Annotated in this window: 15 protein-coding genes and 3 tRNA genes; 16 read left to right on the forward strand and 2 right to left on the reverse strand. The window is 74.2% G+C overall.

The features are described from left to right. Positions 1 to 129 precede the first annotated feature (129 nt). The 11 genes from ACWGL3_RS11975 (at position 130) to ACWGL3_RS12025 (ending at position 13,952) form a co-directional block, all read left to right on the forward strand. A complete protein-coding gene (locus tag ACWGL3_RS11975) occupies positions 130 to 1,653 on the forward strand; it encodes a DUF2397 family protein (RefSeq protein WP_452461255.1) in 1,524 nt (507 codons plus the stop codon). Further along, positions 1,653 to 3,035: a TIGR02678 family protein gene (locus ACWGL3_RS11980; RefSeq protein WP_267946711.1), complete on the forward strand. Its 1,383-nt coding sequence runs from the start codon at positions 1,653 to 1,655 to the stop codon at positions 3,033 to 3,035. Before ACWGL3_RS11975 ends, ACWGL3_RS11980 begins: the two co-directional genes overlap by 1 nt. Further along, positions 2,989 to 7,641, forward strand: coding sequence for an SbcC/MukB-like Walker B domain-containing protein (locus tag ACWGL3_RS11985; protein ID WP_452461256.1), 4,653 nt, complete (start codon positions 2,989 to 2,991; stop codon positions 7,639 to 7,641). The genes ACWGL3_RS11980 and ACWGL3_RS11985 overlap by 47 nt, the downstream gene beginning before the upstream one ends. 292 nt (positions 7,642 to 7,933) lie before the next feature. After that, a complete protein-coding gene (locus ACWGL3_RS11990; protein ID WP_378553440.1) occupies positions 7,934 to 10,036 on the forward strand; it encodes an AAA family ATPase in 2,103 nt (700 codons plus the stop codon). A 228-nt stretch (positions 10,037 to 10,264) separates the two neighbouring features. Next, positions 10,265 to 10,340, forward strand: a tRNA-Thr gene (locus tag ACWGL3_RS11995). A 100-nt stretch (positions 10,341 to 10,440) separates the two neighbouring features. Then, a tRNA-Met gene (locus tag ACWGL3_RS12000) sits at positions 10,441 to 10,516 on the forward strand. Between the two features lie 102 nt (positions 10,517 to 10,618). Beyond that, positions 10,619 to 10,783, forward strand: a complete 165-nt coding sequence (rpmG, locus tag ACWGL3_RS12005; RefSeq protein ID WP_013156089.1) for a 50S ribosomal protein L33 — start codon at positions 10,619 to 10,621, stop codon at positions 10,781 to 10,783. A 134-nt stretch (positions 10,784 to 10,917) separates the two neighbouring features. Continuing rightward, positions 10,918 to 11,361, forward strand: a complete 444-nt coding sequence (locus ACWGL3_RS12010) for a MaoC family dehydratase N-terminal domain-containing protein (RefSeq protein ID WP_267946709.1) — start codon at positions 10,918 to 10,920, stop codon at positions 11,359 to 11,361. A gap of 31 nt (positions 11,362 to 11,392) precedes the next feature. Beyond that, complete coding sequence (locus ACWGL3_RS12015) at positions 11,393 to 11,818, forward strand: MaoC family dehydratase (RefSeq protein WP_452461257.1); 426 nt, start codon at positions 11,393 to 11,395, stop codon at positions 11,816 to 11,818. 27 nt (positions 11,819 to 11,845) lie between these two features. Then, entirely contained in the window at positions 11,846 to 12,955 is a 1,110-nt protein-coding gene (locus ACWGL3_RS12020) for a UDP-N-acetylmuramate dehydrogenase (protein ID WP_267946707.1), read from the forward strand. 403 nt (positions 12,956 to 13,358) lie between these two features. Continuing rightward, a complete protein-coding gene (locus ACWGL3_RS12025; RefSeq protein WP_267946706.1) occupies positions 13,359 to 13,952 on the forward strand; it encodes a TMEM165/GDT1 family protein in 594 nt (197 codons plus the stop codon). On the opposite strand, the gene ACWGL3_RS12030 is transcribed toward ACWGL3_RS12025, so the two are convergent. Beyond that, positions 13,915 to 15,000 carry an adenosine deaminase gene (locus ACWGL3_RS12030; protein WP_267946705.1) on the reverse strand — a complete coding sequence of 362 codons (1,086 nt, stop codon included), beginning with the start codon at positions 14,998 to 15,000 and terminating at the stop codon, positions 13,915 to 13,917. The two genes, ACWGL3_RS12025 and ACWGL3_RS12030, sit on opposite strands and share 38 nt — an antisense overlap. A gap of 112 nt (positions 15,001 to 15,112) precedes the next feature. Next, positions 15,113 to 16,321, reverse strand: coding sequence for a pyridoxal phosphate-dependent aminotransferase (locus ACWGL3_RS12035; RefSeq protein WP_267946704.1), 1,209 nt, complete (start codon positions 16,319 to 16,321; stop codon positions 15,113 to 15,115). 206 nt (positions 16,322 to 16,527) lie between these two features. Between ACWGL3_RS12035 and ACWGL3_RS12040 the strand changes: the two genes are divergently transcribed. The 5 genes from ACWGL3_RS12040 to rplA all read left to right on the forward strand — a co-directional run bounded on the left by ACWGL3_RS12040 (position 16,528) and on the right by rplA (position 19,454). Beyond that, a tRNA-Trp gene (locus ACWGL3_RS12040) sits at positions 16,528 to 16,600 on the forward strand. A 100-nt stretch (positions 16,601 to 16,700) separates the two neighbouring features. Then, positions 16,701 to 16,955 (forward strand): preprotein translocase subunit SecE, encoded by a 255-nt coding sequence (gene secE / locus ACWGL3_RS12045; RefSeq protein ID WP_267946703.1) that lies wholly within the window; start codon positions 16,701 to 16,703, stop codon positions 16,953 to 16,955. Between the two features lie 170 nt (positions 16,956 to 17,125). Further along, the gene (gene nusG / locus ACWGL3_RS12050) at positions 17,126 to 17,938 is read left to right on the forward strand and encodes a transcription termination/antitermination protein NusG (protein WP_452461258.1); all 813 of its coding nucleotides are present in this window, start codon (positions 17,126 to 17,128) and stop codon (positions 17,936 to 17,938) included. 287 nt (positions 17,939 to 18,225) lie between these two features. Further along, positions 18,226 to 18,654 carry a 50S ribosomal protein L11 gene (gene rplK / locus ACWGL3_RS12055; RefSeq protein WP_267946701.1) on the forward strand — a complete coding sequence of 143 codons (429 nt, stop codon included), beginning with the start codon at positions 18,226 to 18,228 and terminating at the stop codon, positions 18,652 to 18,654. Between the two features lie 122 nt (positions 18,655 to 18,776). Further along, positions 18,777 to 19,454 carry a 50S ribosomal protein L1 gene (gene rplA, locus ACWGL3_RS12060; protein WP_267946700.1) on the forward strand — a complete coding sequence of 226 codons (678 nt, stop codon included), beginning with the start codon at positions 18,777 to 18,779 and terminating at the stop codon, positions 19,452 to 19,454. Positions 19,455 to 19,510 lie beyond the last annotated feature (56 nt).

Below are 19,510 nucleotides of genomic sequence, written 5' to 3' on the forward strand. Positions count from 1 at the left end.
AAGAATCGTCCTAAAGTTCCGAAAATGCACAAACCTCCTGGTCAGAGTGGGTGGTAGGGGCAGGTCGGCGGGACCGGACAGGCCGGAACCGGGCGTGGCGCGCCCGGGAGGTCTCTAGTCTGCTGAGTTGTGGCACTCAACGAGCGCGCGGACACCCGCGGGGACGACGTACAGGGCGCCGGCGGACGGCCGGGGCCGCGGCACGGCCGCGCGGCTCTGCTGCGCCTGGCCTCCTGGTTCGAGGAGGCCGACCCCGCCCGGGCCGACGCCCTCGCGACCGCCGCCTACGGCCTGCACCCGGCCCTCCACCTGGAGGGGCAGACGGACGAGGGCGTCGCCGCCACCACCAGCTGGTGGCAGGCGGCCCCCGACCGCAGCACCGTCACCGAGCACCCGGGCTCCCGGCTGCCCGAGCCCGTCCGCGACCACCGCGCGCAGCAGGCCCGCCTGCGCGACGCCGCCGAGTCCTCCGCCCACTGGCGCCGCGCGGGCGCCTCGCAGATCCGCGCCCTGCTCGCCGAGCCCACCCCGCTGCGGGCGCGCCTGGACCTGTCCGGAGCCGGGATGGAGGTCCTCATGGAGCTCCTCACCGCCGCCCTCGGCTCCGGGGACGCCAGCCGCCGCCCCACCTCCGCCGGCGACCTGGAGTTCTCCCTGCGCCTGCACGTCGGCGCCGCCCCGGGGGCCGAGGTCACCATCCGGGGCGAGGGCGGGGAACTCACCCTGGAGGGACTCCGCCTGCGCGTCACCTCCTACGACCAGCACACCGTCGAGGACGACGGATTCCCGGGCCTCCTCGCGCCCGCGGGGTGGGCCCCGCCCGCGGCCCGGACCGGCTCCGGTCCCCTTTCCGGGGACCCGGTGACCGCGCCCGCCCCCGAGCCGCACCCCCTCGATCCGGACCCGCTGGACCCGTCGACCCCGTACACGCCCGTCCCCGAGCAGGACGCCCCGGGTGCGGCCGCGTCGGACGACTCCGCCCCGCACCCCCTCGGCCCGGACCCGCTGTACCCGGCGGCCGCGTACGCCCCGGCCCCGCCCCCTCCGGACCGGGACCCGGCGGACGCCCCGCCACAGGACCCGCACCTCCCGGCACAGGACCCCGCGTCCACGGTTCCGGACCCCACGGAGGCGGACCCCCTGGACCCGTCGACCCCGTACACGCCCGCCCCGTACACCCCGGCCCCGGCGGCCCCTGACGCCCCCCACACCCTGGGCCCGGACCCCCTGGACCCGCCGTCCCGGTACTCGCCCGCCGCGGACCCCCTGGACCCGTCCACCCCGTACACGCCCGCCCCGGAACCCCCGGGCCGCACGACCCCCCGGTACGACGCACCCCCGGTCCGCGGCCTCCTCGCCACCCCGTCCGCGGGGCCCGGGGACGGCGGGACACGGACCGCCCCGGCCGGGCCCGACGGCGGGCGCCGGCCCGCGCAGGAGCCGACCGGACCCGGGACCGACGACGGAGCGCCCCTCCCTGCCGACGCCCCCGTGACGGGGGATCCGCGGCCCGGACCGGGTACCGTCGGGAACCCGTCCGCGCCCTCCGCCGAGGCGCCCGGAACCGCCGGCGGCCTGCCGGGGCCGGACCCGGACGTCGAGACCACGGGGCCGATCGACCTGTCCGCCGACCGGACCCGACCGTGGGGGTGATGGAGACGGACGCCTACAGCGAGGACGCCGCGCTCATCGGCGAACGCCAGTCCGCGGCGCGCGCGCTCCTGGCGCACCCGCTGCTGACCCGGGCCGCCCATCCGGCGGAGCTGTCCCTCGTGCGCTCCCACGCCGAGTGGCTCGTCCAGCGCTTCCAGCGCGTGCTCGGGTACCGGCTCGACGTCGGCGACGACCACGCCCGGCTGGTCAAACGCGGCCTCGTCGACGAGGCCGTCCACCGGCCCACCCGGGCCAACGGGGCCCGCTTCACGCCGCGCACCCACACCTACCTCGCGCTGGCCCTGGCCGTCCTGGTCGAGGAGACCGGGCCCACCACCGTCCGCGCGCTCGCCCTCCGGGTCCGGGCCGCCGCGCACGAGGCCGGGATCGACGCCGATCCCGGCCGCGGGCTCGGCGAGCGCCGCGCCTTCTGCGCGGCCCTGGAACACCTGGTCGCGCTCGGCGCGCTGACCGAGACCTCCGGCCGCGTCGCCGACCACGGGGCCGACGCCGCCGCGGACCCGGCCCTCCGCCCCCGCACACCGGTCGTCCGCGCCGTCGCCGCCCACCTGCCGCAGGCCTCCGACGACCCGGACTCCTTCCTCGCGAGCGCCGTCGACACCGACCCCGACGGCGAACACCAGGGCGAGACCGCCCTGCGCCGCCTCCTCGCCGAGACCGCGGTCGTCTACCGCGAGGATCTCCCCGACCGCCAGAGGGACCGCCTCGCCGCGCACCAGTGGCGGGCCGCCGCCGCGCTCGGCAACCTGCTCGGCTGCGACGCCGAGGTGCGCGCCGAGGGCGTCGCGATGGTGATGCCCGACGAGGCCGGCGCCCGCCCGGCCTTCCCCTCCGACGACCCCGTCGGCCAGGTGGCCCTCGCCCTCGTCCGCCACCTCTCCGGCCGTCTGCACCCCGGCATGCCCGCCACCTCCGTCCCCGTGCCCGACCGCGAACTGCGCACCGCTCTGGACGCCCTGGGCGGCCCCGACGCCCCCGCGCGGACCGAGTGGGCCCGCACCGCCGGCCCCGAGGTGCCCGACCCGGACCGGCTGAGCGCCCGCGTCACGACCCTGCTGACCGACCTCGGACTCCTGCGGGGAGGCCCCGGCGAGTGGCGGCTCACCGCCGCGGCGGCGCGGTACGGGGCCGACGTGGACGAGCGCGTCCCCCCGATCCAGGACAATGGCGAAGACAGCCGGACGCACGCCGCCCCGACGCGCGGGTCCGGCCACGAAGACGGTCCGCCCGACGCTCCCGCCGATCCCCGAGGCGACCTGAGCCGGGTGACGTCCGTGCTGCAAGCGGTGGCGAACGAGAAGGTGAGCGCGACCAGTGGTGACACAGGAGACCAGCGAGGCCCCGGGGGCAGTTCCGGCTGACCCCGCCGACACCCCGCGCTACCGCCTCGAACGCGCGGGCATCCGCAACGTCTGGCAGTACGACGACCACGTCCTCGACTTCGCCGAGGGCCGCCTGCTGCTGCGCGGACGCAACGGCGCGGGCAAGTCCAAGGCGCTGGAGATGCTGCTCCCGTTCCTGCTGGACGGCGACGTGCGCCGCCTGGACACCACCGGCACCAACCGCACCAGCCTGCGCTGGCTCATGGCCGACGACCCCCGGGCCGGACGCCGGCCCGAGCCGGAGGAGACGGGCCCCGACCTGCTCGGCGGCCCCGAGGAGGCCGCCGACGAGGCCGGGCCCGAGCAGGCCGACGGCGACACCGGCCCCGTCACCCGCCTCGGCTACCTGTGGGTCGAGTTCACCACCGACCGCGGCGACCGCGGCCTCGACGCCGCCGCCCGCGCCACCACCGGGCCCAACAGCGCCTCCGCCCTGCTCGCCGCGTCCGGGACGGCCGGCGCGTCCGCCCTCCTCGCCGCCGCGACGCCGGGCCCCGGACCCGCCGCGGAGCAGACCGGACCGGGCGCCCCGGGCGGCCGGCCGAGCCACCTGACCCTCGGCGCCGCCGTCATGGCCGTCGGCGACTCCGACCCGCGCTGCGTGTTCTTCGTCACCGACCGCCGGGTCGGACACGACCTCGAACTCGTCACCGACGGCCGCCCCAAGCCCGTCGACCGGCTCCGCTCGGAGATCGGCGCGGACAACTGCTTCACCAGCGCCGTCCCCTACCGGGCCCGCGTGATGCACGACCTGTTCGGCATCGACGACTCCGTCCGCTACCGCAACCTCATCCACCTCCTCTACCGGCTCCGGCGCCCCACCATCGGCGACCGCCTGGAGGCCGGCGAGCTCGTCGGCGTCCTCTCCGAGGCCCTCCCGCCCATGGACGAGTCGGTCCTGGACGAGGTCGCCCGCAACATCGCCGACCTCGAACAGGCCCGGGCGGAGAAGACCGCCCTCGGCGAGGCGGGGGCCGGGGTCACCGCCTTCCTCGACGACTACCGCGGCTACCTGGTCCACGCACTCCGGTCGCGCGCCGCCGACGTCCGCGAGCAGATCGACGCCGCCGCGGGCCGGACCGCCGAGACCGAGCGCCTGCGCGCCGAACTCGACCGGCTCATCACCGAGGAGAGCCGGATCTCCGAGGAGCGCGACCAGGCCCGGCGCACCCGCGACACCGCCGAGGCCGACGACGGCACCCTCGCCGCGGCCCGGAACAACGCCGCCACCGCCACGGGGAACGAGCGCCGCGCCTACGACGCCGCCGTCGGCGCCTACATCAGGGCCGCCGAGGCCGCCTGGGTCGCCGCGGAGCACGCCGAGCGGGTCGAACGGCACACCGTCGAACGGCTCGGCGAGGACACCGCCGCCATCGACCGCGCGCTCGACATCCTGCGCCAGACCCACGCCGAGGCCACCCGCGCGGCCACCGCCGCCGGGATCGACCCCGCCCTCCTCGGGGAGGTCCCGGACACGCTCGACACCGTCCACGCCCCGCGCGAGAGCGCCACCCGGGTCGACCTCCAGGGGCTCGAACAGGCCGTCGAGCGCGAGCCCGTCGAAGGCATCGACCTCGACGACCTGCGCGACCGCCTCGGACGCCTCCACGACCAGCTCTCCCACGCGGCGGAGCGGTCCGCCGAGCGAGCCGACCTGGCCGCCCGCCTCACCGGCCTCACCACGGCCGAGGCGGCGGCCGACCGCCGCCTCGTCGCCCTGACCAGCGAGGCCGAGAGCGCGGACGCCGTGCTCGAACACGCCCACGACCGCGAGGGCGCCGCGGTCGCCGCGCTGCGCGAGGAGAGCGCCGCCTACGCCGACGGGGTCCGGGCCTGGGCCGCCCGCCTGCGGGAGTCCAGCCACGCCCACGCGCTCGGCGACGCCGTCCACGAGCTGGAGGGCAGCGTCGAGCTGCCCATCACCGACTCCCTGAGGGTCCTCGACCCCGACGTGCCCTCCACCGTCTCCCGCCTCGCGAACAACGCCGTCGCCCCCCTCCTGGAGGACCTGCGCGCCCGGCGCGACGTCGCCGTCAACGAGGAGGGCCAGCTCTCCGACGAACTGGCCGAGCTCGCCGAGCGCCGCACCGGCAACGCCGAGCACGCCCCGGAGCGCCCGCCGTGGGCCACCTACCCGCGCCCCCGGGGCGAGGGCGCCCCCCTCTACCTGGCCGTCGACTTCGCCGACGGGCTCAGCACCCGCGAACAGGCCGGGCTGGAGGCCGCCCTGGAGGCCAGCGGACTGCTCGCCGGGTGGATCCGCGCGGACGGCTCCCTCCACGACCCGGGCACCCGCGACATCCTGGTCACGCCCGCCCGGCAGGCCAAGGGCAGGACCCTCCTCGACGTGCTCGTCCCGGTCGCCGCCCCCGACCGCGGCGTCAACCACGACAGCCTCCGCACCCTGCTCTCGTCCATCGCCCTGCACTCCGAGGACGAACCCGTGCCGGGCACGGCCGAGGACACCGAGGCCAAGCACCGACGCGACAGCTCCGTCGCCACCGTCAGCTCCATGTCGCTCACCGGCGGCTGGCGCCTCGGCGTGGCCTCCGGCTCCCACGACAAGAGCGAGCCCGAGTACATCGGCGAGGCCGCCCGCAAACGGGCCCGCGACCGCCAGTCGGCCAACACCGACCGGCGCATGGCCATCGCCGAGGCCCTCCTCGCCGAGGCGGGGGAGCGCCGCTGGGCCGTCGAGCAGTCCTACGCCGAACTCCTGGAGGTGTCCCGGAGCCTGCCGGACGCCTCCCCGCTCATCCGCGCCCGGGCGGTCCTGGACGTCGCCCGCGAGGACGTCGCCGCCGCCCGCCGCGCCCACGCGACCGCGGGCCGCGCCGCCGAGGAGTGCCGCGCCGAACTCCTCGACATCCGCTCCCGCCTGCGGACCTCGGCCGACGTCAACGCCCTGCCGAGCGTCCGCGCCGAGCTGGACAGCGCCCTGCGCGCCCTCGACCACCTGCGCGTCCTCGTCGGCTCCGGGCTCAAGGACCTCGACGTCCTCGCCTGGGAGCTGGCCGACCACGAGCACCACGTCGCCGGGTGGAGGGCGGCCCGCGCCGAACGGGTCCTGGCCGAGGACGCCAGGGCCGCCGCCATCGACGACATGATCACCGTCCGCCGCCAGTTCGAGCTCGGCGACCGCGCCCGCGGCGTGCCCGGCGAGCAGATCGACGCGGCCCGGGACCAGGTCAGGGCCAGGGCCGACGAGGCGTCCCGGCGGCTGCCCGAACTCGAGCGCGGGGCCCAGCGCGCCCGCGACGAGCGGGTCGGCGCCGAGGCGCGGCTCGTCGCCGCCACCCAGGAGCGCGCCGAGCAGGTGCGCCGCGCCCTCACGGCGGGGGAGCGGCTCGCCCGCGCGGTCTCCCTCCCCGGCGGCACGGGGATCGACGACACCGACGTGCCGGACGCCGTCCTGCTGGGCGCCGCGGGCCTGGACGCCTGCGCCGCGGACGACGGCCCCCTCACCGCCTACCTCGCCCACTCCGCCCTCCACGGCGGGGAGCCGGACGCGGACCCCGCCGGGCCGCCCGTGCCCGGCCCGGACGCCCGGCTCGCCCTGCTGGAGGCGTTCGTCGGACAGCTGGAGGAGGGCCTCGCCGCCCAGGTGGAGGCCGGGGCGCCCGAGGTGGACGACAGCGCCATCCTGAGCAGCCGCGAGGACCTGCACCGCCTGCTCACCTCCGCCGGGTGGGCGCAGACCCGCACCGAGCTCAGCGAGCCGCGCGGCCTCAAGCGCCTCACGGTCCACGACGAGGACGGCGCCCACGACGTCACCGCCTACGCCGAGCGGATCACCGCCTCCGCCGGCCGCGCCGACGAGGCCGTCGCGGTGGCCGAGGAGGAGGCCTTCGAGCGCCACCTGCTCGGAGAGCTGGCCGGCCACCTCGCCCGCCAGATCGACGAGGCCCGCGCCCTCATCACCACCATGAACGACGTCCTCAAGGACGTCACCACCTCCGCCGGCCTCGGCGTGCGCCTGGACTGGAGGCTGGCCCCCGACGCGGGCGCCGACGTCGAGGCGGTCGTCCCGCTCCTGGCGACCCCCGCCGAGGAGCGCACCCGCGTGCAGACCACCCGCCTGCGCGACGCCCTGCGCCGCTGCATCGAGGCGATCCGCCGCCTGGACCCCACGGCCACCGGCGGGGCCCAGCTGCGGGCCGCCCTCGACTACAGGTCCTGGTTCACGTTCACCGTCTACGTGACCGACGGCGCGGGCGACGAGCGCCGCCTGGGCCACCGCACCGCCCTCAGCCAGGGCGAGCAGCGCGTGGTCGCCTACCTGGTGCTGTTCGCCGCGGCGGCGGCGCACTTCGACGCGCTCGCCGCGCGCGCCTCGTGGGCGCCCAGGCTCATCCTGCTGGACGACGCGTTCGCGAAGGTCGACGAGCCCACCCACGGGCGCCTCCTCGGCCTCCTGGTCGAACTGGACCTGGACTTCGTGCTGACCTCCGAACGCGTGTGGGGCTGCTTCGCCAGCGTGCCGAGCCTCAACATCTACGAGTGCCTGCGCGACCCCAACGTCCCCGGCATCGCGACACTGCACTTCACGTGGGACGGCAGCAGGAGGCGCCTGGTCGGCGTGTGAGCGCGGCGGCCCGTCCCGGGGCCCTCCGGCCCCGGCGCGCGTCCCCTCCCGGGCACGCCGCCCGCAGGCCCGTCCCCGGCCGGGGACGGGGAGCGCACATTGCCCGCGCGGGGACGGCGCGGGGCGGCCGGACGCCGCGCGGAGAGCCCTCCGGGGAGCGCCGCCCGGCCCCTGCGGGCGGGCGGGGCCGGGAGCGGATCCGCGCGCCCGGGAAGGGGGGAACCACGAATGCTTCCTCCCCACCTGTCCTAGTCTGCTTGTGCGGCAACGACAACAGAGCGGGGTGACGAAGGTGACTCGGGTACCCGAGACGTTCGACGGTGGCGGTGCGGACGCGCAGAGCGCCCCGCCGGCCGGGGACGACCCCACCACGACCTCGCTCCTGGACGCCCTGGCGGCCTCCGGGCTGCCACGGGAGGTCCGGTCATGGGTCACCGCCGCACTGTGGGGCGAGGACGCCCTCGCCGCGCTGCTCGAGGGCGAGCACATCCCCGACCCGGCCGCCGGCGGGCCGTCGGCGGCGCCGGCGCCGCCGGGCCGGGTCCGCCGCTCCTACCTCACCGGTATCCGTGTCCAGGGCTTCCGCGGGATCGGACGCCCCTCCGAGCTGACCTTCCCGCCCGGCCCGGGGCTCACCGTCATCGTCGGCCGCAACGGCTCCGGCAAGTCCAGCTTCGCGGAGGCGGCCGAGGCCGCCCTCACCGGGCGCAACCCCCGCTGGGACGCGATGCCGACCGGGTGGCGGGACGGCTGGCGCAACCTGCACTACGACGAACGCACCGAGGCGACCGTCGACATCCACGTCGCCGGGGACGAGGGCCCCACCCGGATCACCCGCCGCTGGACCGGCGAGAGCGTGCGCTCCGCGCGCGGCGAGGTGGTCCGACCCAACGGCGAGGTGGCCCCGCTCCGCACCCTCGACTGGGGCGAGAGCCTCGTCCGCTACCGCCCCTTCCTCTCCTACGACGAGCTCGGGCGCACCGTCACCGGGCGCTCGGCCGAGCTCTACGACACGCTCACCGCGCTCCTGGGCCTCACCGGCCTGGCCGAGGCCGAGCGCAGGCTCGCCAAGGTCTGCGACTCCCTGGCCAAGCGGCGCGACCGGCCCTCGCGGGAGCTCGGCCGCCTGGTCGACGCGCTCCGGGGCTCCGGCGACCCCCGGGCCGCCCAGGCCGTCCACCTCCTCGGCGCGCAGCACCTCGACATCGAGGCGCTCCGCCGGATCGCCGAGGACGACGGGCCCAGCGACCCCGCCCTGCACGTCGTCCTGCGGCGCCTGCGGCGGCTCTCGGTCCCCGAGCGGACCGTCATCGCCGACGTCGTCAACGAGCTGCGCGGGGCGTCCATGGAGCTCGCCATGGCCGCTGGGAGCAAGGGCGACCACGCCCACGGCGTCGTCCAGCTCCTCGAACAGGCGCTGGAGCACCACAAGCGGCACCCCTCCGACACCACCTGCCCCACCTGCTCCGCGCCGGGGGCCCTCGGCGCCGACTGGGCCCGCAGGGCCAACGCCCAGCTGAGGACCCTGCGCACCCAGGCCGCCCCGGCCTCGGCCGCCTACGAGCGCGCCGCGGCCGCCCGGGACCAGGCCCGCTTCCTGCTCTCCCCCGTCCCCGGGTGGCTGCCGCCGGAGAGCGAGCTGGGCCAGGTGTGGGCGCTGTGGGAGTCCGGCTCCGACATCACCGACCTCGCCGAGCTGGCCGAGCACATCGAGGCGGTCGGCCGCCGGCTCCGCTCCGCCGCCATCAGCGCGCGCCGGGACGCGACCGAGCGGCTGGAGGACCCCAGCGGAGGCTGGGGCGACCTCGCCGAGCGGCTCGCCGCCTGGCTGGACGAAGCGCAGGACGCCCTCCGCGCCAGGGACGTCCTGTACAGCGCCGAGGCGGCCCTCAACTGGCTGGCGGACCAGGCCCGGGGCCTGCGGGCGGAACGGCTCGGCCCGGTCGCCTCACAGGCCGAGCAGGTGTGGTTCCGGCTGCGCCAGGAACGCCACATCGACCTCCAGGGCATGCGCCTGATCGGGCGCGGCGCCCGGAGGCGGGTCGAGGTGGACGTGACCGTGGACGGGGTCGACGACCAGACCAGCGCGCCCGGCCTGCTCAGCCAGGGGGAGTTCCAGGCCCTGGCGCTGTCCATCTGCCTGCCCCGCACCCTGGTGGAGGGCAACCCGTTCGGCTTCCTGCTGCTCGACGACCCCGTCCAGGCGATGGACACCGAGACCGTCGAGGGGCTGTCCTCGGTCCTGGCGGAGGTGGGCCGCCACCGGCAGCTGATCGTGTTCACGCACGACACCCGGCTCTCCGACGCGCTGCGCCGCCTCGGGCTGCCCGCGACCATCCGCACCCTCAACAGGGACGCCATGTCCAACGTGTGGGTGTCCGACGGGGCGCTCTGACGCCCGGCCCCGGCGTCCCGGCCCAGGGACGCCGGGAGCGGCCCGGATCACATGCGGACTCGCGGAAGGGCCGGAAACCGGCTCCGAACAGGGGTTTCGCTCCGCCGGTCCGGGAGGCCGGGGCCGCCGGCGCCTTTGATTTGGCAGACCACCCCCGAATCCCTGTATAGTCATGACCAGCGCAAGGGGGCAACACCCCCGGGGCGGTCGACACAAGCCCCACAGCGCGCCCCTTTAGCTCAGTCGGCAGAGCGTCTCCATGGTAAGGAGAAGGTCTACGGTTCGATTCCGTAAAGGGGCTCCACCACTTGACGAGGTCCGGTCCACTCAGGTGGGTGGCCGGTGGAGCATCTACCGGCCTGAACCGGGACCGGTCCCCACGGGGGCCGGGTTCCGTTGATCGGGGCGGGGTAGCTCAGTCGGTAGAGCAAGCGGCTCATAATCGCTGTGTCGTCGGTTCAAGTCCGGCCCCCGCTACCAACCCGTTGACCCCTGGGACACTGTTCTCAGGGGTCGTCGCGGGCGCTTTGCAGTGTTCTACTGCGCACTAGGTACTGTTTCCAGCGAGAAAGGCACTCCGAAGTGGCTGCCACAGACGTGAGGCCGAAGATCACCCTGGCCTGCCAGGAGTGCAATCACCGTAACTACATCACGCGCAAGAACCGTCGGAACACCCCCGACCGGCTCGCGATCAAGAAGTTCTGCCCGAACTGCCGCAAGCACAACGAGCACCGCGAGACCCGCTAGGTCCTCGCGAGCGGCGCGGCTGAGGCCGACGTGAGCTTCTCATAGACTTCCAGCCCGGTGAGCGATCCGCTCACCGGGCTGTTCGCGTATCCGGGCCCCTCCGGCCCGCGTTGCAGAACCAGGAGAGGGAGAGCGTGGCGATCAACCCTGACTACCTCGGCCGGGAGTACCCCGCGCCGGAGTCCTACGAGGTGACCCGGGGCAAGATCCGGGAGTTCGCCGAGGCGGTCAACGACCCCAACCCGGTGTACACCGACACGGCCTCCGCCAAGGCCGCCGGGTACCCCGACGTGATCGCGCCGCCCACCTTCCCCGTGATCCTGGGCATGGCCGGGTCCGCGCAGGCCATCGCCGACCCGGAGCTGGGGGTCGACTTCTCCCGTGTCGTGCACGGCGACCAGAGCTTCCACTACAGCCGGCCCCTGCACGCCGGCGACGTCCTCAGCAGCGTCACCCGCATCACGGGCATCAAGTCCCTCGGCGGCAACGAACTGCTCACCCTGGAGACCGTGGCCGACAACGCCGACGGCGAACACGTGGTCACCACCACGATGATGCTCGTCGTGCGCGGCGAGTGACCCCATCCACAGGAACGTGAGGAACGCGATCGTGAGCAGGCTGAGCCACGCCGACGTCGAGGTCGGCACCGAGCTGCCCGAGCGGACCTTCCCGGTCCGCCGCCTGGACCTCGTCCGCTACGCGGGCGCCTCCGGCGACTTCAACCCCATCCACTGGAACGAGCGCTTCGCCAAGTCCGTCGGGCTCCCCGACGTCATCGCCCACGGCATGTTCACGATGGCCGAGGCCGCGCGGGTGCTCACCGACTGGACCGGGGACCCCGGCTGCGTCGTCGGCTACTCGGTGCGCTTCTCCGCGCCCGTGGTCGTCCCGGACGACGACGAGGGGGCCGAGATCACCGTCGGCGGCAAGGTCAAGTCCAAGAACGACGACGGCACCGTCACGGTCCTGCTGACCGCCCGCTCCGGCGGCGCGAAGGTCCTGGTGCAGTCCAAAGCCGTCGTCCGCCTGGCCTGACGGCAGTAGCGAAGCAGTGAGGTGACCGTGTCCACAGTCCACGAGAACGAGGCCCCCCAGAACCAGGTCCTCTGGCTCTGCGACCACACCACGCTCGGCCTCGGCGGCCCGGCGACGACCTCCCGGACGGCCCGTACGACCGACGAGCTGGTCGGGGCGGTCGCCGCGGCCGACGCCGCGGGGGAGCCCGTCCTCGTCCTGGGGGGCGGGAGCAACCTGGTCGTCTCCGACGACGGGTTCCCGGGCACCGTGGTCCTCGTGGACACGCCCGGGGCCTCCTTCGAGGAGACCGGCGACACCGACCCCGGGACGGGGGAGCCCGTCGTGCTGCTGCGCGCCGAGGCGGGCGTCGAGTGGGACCCGCTCGTGGAGCGCACCGTCGCCGAGGGGCTCAACGGCCTGGAGTTCCTCTCCGGCATCCCCGGCCGGGTCGGCTCCACCCCCATCCAGAACGTCGGCGCCTACGGCCAGGACGTCAGCCAGACCATCCGCGAGGTGCTGGTCTACGACCGGCGGACCGGCGAGCGGCGCGTCCTGGGCAACGCCGAGTGCGGGTTCACCTACCGCGACAGCGCCTTCAAGGGCGACGACCGGTACGTGGTGTGCGAGGTCGTGTTCGCCCTCCGCCGGGCCAAGCTCAGCCGCCCGATCGCCTACGCGGAGGTCGCCCGTACCCTGGGTGCCGAAGCGGGGGACAGGGTGCCGCTGGAGCGCGCCAGGGAGACCGTCCTGGGCCTGCGCAGGGGCAAGGGCATGGTCCTGGACCCCGACGACCCCGACACCCGCAGCGCCGGCTCCTTCTTCACCAACCCGGTGGTCACGGCCGAGGAGTTCGCCGAGGTGCGCGCACGGGCGGACCGGCGGCTCGGCGCGGACGCCGGGATGCCCGGCCACCCCGACGGGAACGGCAACGTCAAGCTGTCCGCGGCCTGGCTCATCGACCGGGCGGGGTTCCGCGGCCACGCCAGGGGGACCGCCCGCGTCTCCTCCAAGCACGTGCTCGCCCTCACCACCGTCCCGGGGGCGCCCACCACCGAGGACCTCCTGGCCCTGGCCCGGGACGTCCGCGACGGCGTCGAGGAGGCCTTCGGGGTCCGCCTGGTCAACGAGCCCGTGATGGTCGGCGTCTCCCTCTGACGCCTCGCGCCCCCGACCGCCGCACCGGCCCGCGGGCGGCCGGGGGCCGCCGTGCCGCACAACGGAGTGGCCTTTCCCCAAGAAAGAAGTTCGGTGAACCAAACTCGTTTATGAGTCGCTCCGAATAAAGAAATGCGAAGAGGCAATGAATTGCCATTCGCCGTTCTTTCGGCATAAAGTACGGGTGTCGAAGGGGAGTAGTCCCCAATGCGTGCGATCGACACACTGGCCGCCCCACGGCCCGGTCGTACGAGCCCGAACCGACGAGGAGGCCCCCGGTGGAACGGGAGCCGCATTCCGGCGCGGCGGGCGGACGAGACCTTTGACCCGGTTCAGGACGACCGGGTTGAAGGGGCGCTCTCCGCCTCCTTCCGCCCTGCACACCTCGTACGGAGGCAGACGCATGACCGCTTTTCTCGCGGGCCTCGGATTCAGCGCCGTCGCCATCTTCATCGCCGAAATGGGCGACAAGACCCAACTCGTCGCGATGTCGCTGGCCACCCGCTACCGGGCCCTGACGGTCCTCCTGGGCATCACCGCGGCCACCCTCGTCGTGCACGCCGGGAGCGTGCTCCTCGCCGAGGTCCTGGGCGCCGCCATCCCCACCGACTGGCTCACCCTCGTCGCCGGCGCGGCCTTCCTCTTCTTCGGGCTGTGGACCCTGCGCGGCGACGAGATGACCGAGAACGACGAGAGGCGCGCCGCCTCCAGGCGCATCCGCTCCGCGTTCATGACCGTCTTCGTGGTCTTCCTCGTCGCCGAGCTCGGCGACAAGACCATGCTCGCCACCATCACGGTCGGCACCCAGCACCACTGGCTCCCCGTCTGGATCGGCTCGACCCTCGGCATGGTCGCCGCCGACGCCATCGCCATCGCCCTCGGCGCGGCCCTCGGCAAGAAGCTCCCCGAGCGCGCCATCCGGATCGGCGCCGCCGTCCTGTTCTTCGGGGCGGGAGCGGTCATGCTCGGCCAGGGGGCCTGGATGCTCCTGGCGTAGCGTCCGGCACGGGCTCGGGCTCCGAGGCCAGCCAGGCCTCCACCCCGCCCAGCAGCTCCTTCTTCAGCGCGTCCGGCGCGCCCGACCCGCGGATCGACATCCCCGCCAGCGCCGCCAGCTCGGCGTCCGAGAAGCCGAACACCTCGCGCGCGATCCGGTACTGCTCCACCAGGCGGGGGCCGAACAGCAGCGGGTCGTCGGTCCCCAGGGCGATCGGGACCCCCGCCTCGAAGAGCCTGCGCAGGGGCAGGTGCTCCAGGTCCTCGTACACGCCCAGGCCCACGTTGGAGGTCGGGCAGATCTCCAGGGTGACCTCCTGGGTGGCGATCCGCTCGACCAGGTACGGGTCCTCCACGGCGCGGACGCCGTGCCCGATCCGGTCGGCGCTCAACTCGTCCAGGCACTCGCGCACGCTGCGCGGCCCCTGGAGCTCGCCCCCGTGCGGGGCGGACAGCAGGCCGGCCCGGCGGGCGATCCTGAAGGCGCCCTCGAACTCGCGTGCGCGCCCGCGCCTCTCGTCGTTGTTCAACCCGAACGAGACGACCCCCTTGCCCGCGTACTGCCGGGCCAGCCGCGCCAGGGCCTTGGCGTCGAGGGGGTGCCTGGTCCGGTTGGCGGCCACCATCAGGCCGACGGCCACGCCGGTGTCGCGCTCGGCGGCGCGGGCCGCGTCCAGGATCAGCTCCAGGGTGGCGGTGAGGCCGTCGAAGAGGGACGCGTACCCGCTCGGGTCGACCTGGATCTCCAGCCAGGCGGACCCGGCCTCGCGCTCGTCCTCGGCGGCCTCGCGCAGCAGCCGGTACATGTCCTCCGGCCTGCGCAGCACCGAGCGGGCGATGTCGTACAGGCGCTGGAAGCGGAACCAGCCGCGTTCGTCCGTGGCCCGGAGCCGGGGAGGCCACTCCTCGACCAGGGCCTGGGGAAGGTGCACTCCTCGCTCCCCGGCGAGCTCGACCAGGGTCGAGTGCCGCATCGAGCCGGTGAAGTGCAGGTGCAGGTGGGCCTTGGGCAGCCGGTCCAATCGGCGAGCGGTGGTCGGTGTCTCCATGAACCAAGCCTGCCGTATCGCGGGCGCCCCCGGTGCCAGGACGCCGTACTTGCCGCGCCGGGGCCGCGGACGGGCGCCCCGGGCCGCGCTCCGCACGGGCGGGGGCCGTCCGCTACCGCGCCTCGCCCAGCAGCCTCTGGAGCCGCCCCACGCCCTCCGCCAGGTCCTCGTCGCCGAGCGCGTAGGACAGGCGCAGGTAGCCGGGGGTGCCGAAGGCCTCGCCGGGCACCACGGCGACCTCGGCCTCCTCCAGGACGAGCTCGGCCAGCTCCGCGGAGGTCCGGGGCGTCCTGCCGCGCACCTCCCTGCCGAGCACGCCCTTCACGGACGGGTACGCGTAGAACGCGCCCCGCGGCTCCGGGCAGACCACGCCGTCGATCCCGCCGAGCATCCGGACCATCGTCCTGCGGCGGCGGTCGAAGGCCTCCCGCATCTCCTCCACGGCGGCCAGGCCGCCGGAGACGGCGGCCAGGGCGGCCGCCTGCGAGACGTTGGCGACGTTCGAGGTGGCGTGCGACTGGAGGTTGGAGGCGGCCCTGACCAGGTCCTTCGGGCCGATGATCCACCCCACGCGCCAACCCGTCATCGCGTAGGTCTTCGCGACGCCGTTCACGACGACGGTGCGGTCGGCGATCTCCGGAACCTCCACGGGCAGGGAGGAGAACTCGGCGCCGCCGTACACGAGGTGCTCGTAGATCTCGTCGGTGAGGACCCACAGGCCGTGCTCGTCCGCCCAGCGGCCGATCGCCCGGACCTGCTCGCGCGGGTAGACGGCGCCCGTCGGGTTGGACGGGGACACGAACACCAGGACCTTGGTGCGCTCGGTGCGCGCGGCCTCCAACTGCTCCACGCCCGCCATGTACCCGGTGCTCTCGTCGGTGACGACGAAGACCGGCACGCCGCCCGCGAGCTTGACCGACTCGGGGTAGGTGGTCCAGTACGGGGCGACCAGGAGGACCTCGTCGCCCGGGTCCAGCATGGCGGCGAAGGCCTCGTGGACGGCCTGCTTGCCGCCGTTGGTCACCAGCACCTGCGAGGGCTCCACCGCGTAGCCGGAGTCCCGCCGGGTCTTCTCCGCGACGGCCTCGCGCAGTTCGGGGAGGCCGCCCGCCGGCGTGTAGCGGTGGAAGCGCGGGTCGCGCGCCGCCGCGACGGCCGCCTCGACGACGTGGTCGGGCGTCGGGAAGTCGGGCTCTCCCGCGCCGAAGCCGATGACGGGGCGGCCCTCCGCCCTCATGGCCTTGGCCCTGGCGTCCACGGCGAGGGTGGCGGACTCGGAGACGGCGCTGATGCGTGCGGAGACACGGGGTCGGTCGCTCATGGCGCCCATGGTGCCACGCGGGCCCGTCCCGGACCGGGAGCCCGCCAGGCGCCTCCGGAGGGGGCGCCGGTCCTCCGGCGGTTTGGTCAGATCGGGCGAATGGGCATACACTCGGTCGCGCCGAACGGTCGTGGCCCAGGTGTTACCGGGCCATCAGTGTGCGTAGCGCGCGGCGACCGGCTATGGTGGGAGCGCAGTTTCCGTCAAGGGCAGTGGCTCAATTGGTAGAGCACCGGTCTCCAAAACCGGCGGTTGGGGGTTCGAGTCCCTCCTGCCCTGCAAGTCCGCGCGAGCGGAGTGGCGGCCTCCGGGCCGGCACTCCGCACGGGGCATCGGAACTACGGGGATTTCTGGCAGCCCGCGACCCTAAGGACCCCAGGTGACACAGACTGACGCCGACGCGAAGCCCGACAAGGAGCCGAAGCGTCGTACCGGTCCGGTGACGTTCACCAAGCAGGTCGTCGGTGAGCTGCGCAAGGTTCGCTGGCCCACGCGCCGCGAACTGGTGACCTACACCATCGTCGTCCTCGTCTTCGTGGTGGTCGTCCTCGGCTACGTCTCGCTCCTGGACTGGGGCTTCGGCGAGGCCATCACCTGGCTCTACGGCACCTTCGGCCGCCCGGCGGGCGTCTGACCGAGACTTCTGGGCCGCGCCTCCGGACGACCGGGGCGCGGCCCCACTCGTCCGCGCGTCGGTCCCGCGCCGCCCGGACAGACCGTAAGCTGGCATGACTGGGTTCGACGCAGACCGCTGTTCGGCGTGCGTCGCTCCGCAGAGCGCATCCGACGAGAGAAAGAGCAGCCGTGTCCGAGTCCCCACTGACCTCTGACGACTTCCCCGATGAGGAGCCGGATCAGTCGTCTGCGGAAGAGACCGGCCTGGCGGGCGAGCTGTCCGAGGACGCGGCCGACAAGGCCGACGACGACAGCCCTGCTCTGACCGGCGACGCGGACGAGAACGCCGACGACGAGAACGCCGAAGACGAGGGCGAGGAGGAGGCCGAGGAGGCCCCGCGCCTCGACCCCGTCGAGGAGTTCAAGAACGAGCTGGTCCTGCTGCCCGGCGACTGGTACGTCGTGCACACCTACGCGGGCTACGAGAAGCGGGTCAAGGCCAACGTCGAGAGCCGTACCCAGTCCCTCAACATGGAGGACTACATCTTCCAGGTCGAGGTGCCCGAGCACGAGGTCACCGAGGTCAAGAGCGGCAAGCGCCAGCAGGTCACCGAGAAGGTCCTGCCCGGCTACGTGCTCGTCCGCATGGACCTGACCGACGAGTCCTGGTCGGCGATCCGCAACACCCCCGGCGTCACCGGCTTCGTGGGCCTGTCCAACAAGCCCGCCCCGCTGAGCCTGACCGAGGTCGCCAAGCTCCTCGCGCCCGAGCCGGAGCAGGAGCCGGAGCAGGCGCAGAAGGCCCGCGCCGGCGGCGAGGTCCGCTCCGACGTGGCCTACGAGATCGGCGAGTCCGTCACGGTCATGGAGGGCCCGTTCGCCACGCTGCCCGCCACGGTCAGCGAGATCAACCCGGACACCCAGAAGCTCAAGGTGCTGGTGTCGATCTTCGGCCGCGAGACGCCGGTCGAGCTGTCCTTCACCCAGGTCGCCAAGATCTGACCCGGGCCGCCGTCCGGCGGGGCGCCGTGCCCGCAGGACGACCGTCAAGGCACTCGTCACGGCGACATAGACTTGGTGGGTCCACCCTCGCGGTGGACCCACTCTCGTGCCCCGCCCAGGCAGGGCACGTCACGGCCCGCCAGGTCCCGGCGGGCCGTCGCCCCCGCGCCCTCCGGCGCGGGGCCGCGCCTCCTTCGGCAGCGGTGCCGCCGCGATCGCCACGACCGCACGGCGCCGCGGGGAGGCCAGGGACCAGCACACAACGCAGATCAGGCAAAGGACCCGATATGCCTCCGAAGAAGAAACTTGCCGCACTCGTCAAGGTGCAGCTCCCCGCCGGTCAGGCGACCCCGGCGCCGCCCGTTGGTACCGCTCTCGGTCCGCACGGCGTCAACATCATGGACTTCTGCAAGCAGTACAACGCTGCCACGGAGTCCCAGCGCGGCAACGTCATCCCCGTAGAGATCTCCATCTACGAGGACCGTTCCTTCACCTTCGTCACCAAGACGCCTCCGGCGCCGAAGCTGATCCTGAAGGCCGCCGGGCTGGACAAGGCCGCCACCGACCCGGGTCGCACCACGGCCGGCTCCATCACCGCCGAGCAGGTCCGCGAGATCGCGCAGACCAAGCTGCCCGACCTCAACACCGACGACATCGAGGCCGCGACCAAGATCGTCGCCGGCACCGCCCGTTCGATGGGCATCGAGGTCAAGTAGCCCCCCGCACGGTGGCGCCGACCCCAGGCGGGGCGGGGCGACCGGGGACGCTCGACGTTCAAGAACCACCGTGGCAGGGCCAGGCGCTGGCCCGACGACCACACGTTCCCTAGGAGAACAGCGTGAAGCGCAGCAAGACCTACCGCAAAGCCAGCGAACTGGTGGACCGCGACAAGCTCCACGGCCCCGCCGAGGCCGTGAAGCTCGCCAAGGAGACCTCCAGCTCCAAGTTCGACTCGACCGTCGAGGTCGCCCTGCGCCTGGGCGTCGACCCGCGCAAGGCCGACCAGATGGTCCGTGGCACCGTGAACCTGCCGCACGGCACCGGCAAGACCGCTCGGGTCCTGGTCTTCGCGACCGGTGAGCGTGCCGAGCAGGCTCTCGCCGCCGGCGCCGACATCATCGGCGACGACGAGATGATCGAGAAGGTCGCCAAGGGCTACACCGACTTCGACGCCGTCGTCGCCACCCCGGACCTCATGGGCAAGGTCGGCCGCCTGGGCCGCGTGCTCGGCCCGCGCGGCCTGATGCCGAACCCGAAGACGGGCACCGTCACCCCGGACGTGGCCAAGGCCGTGACCGACATCAAGGGCGGCAAGATCGAGTTCCGCGTGGACCGCCACGGGAACCTGCACTTCATCATCGGCAAGGCCTCCTTCGGCGAGCAGCAGCTCCTGGAGAACTACCAGGCCGCGATCGACGAGGTGAACCGCCTCAAGCCGTCCGCCGCCAAGGGCCGCTACATCAAGAAGGCCGTGGTCAGCACGACCATGGGCCCGAGCATCCCGCTCGACGCCTGACGTCCTGCCGCGTAGCCGTCCCGCAGACGGCGACGGCCCCCGCGTCCACCGGACGC

Source organism: Nocardiopsis sp. NPDC055824, assembly GCF_053616335.1.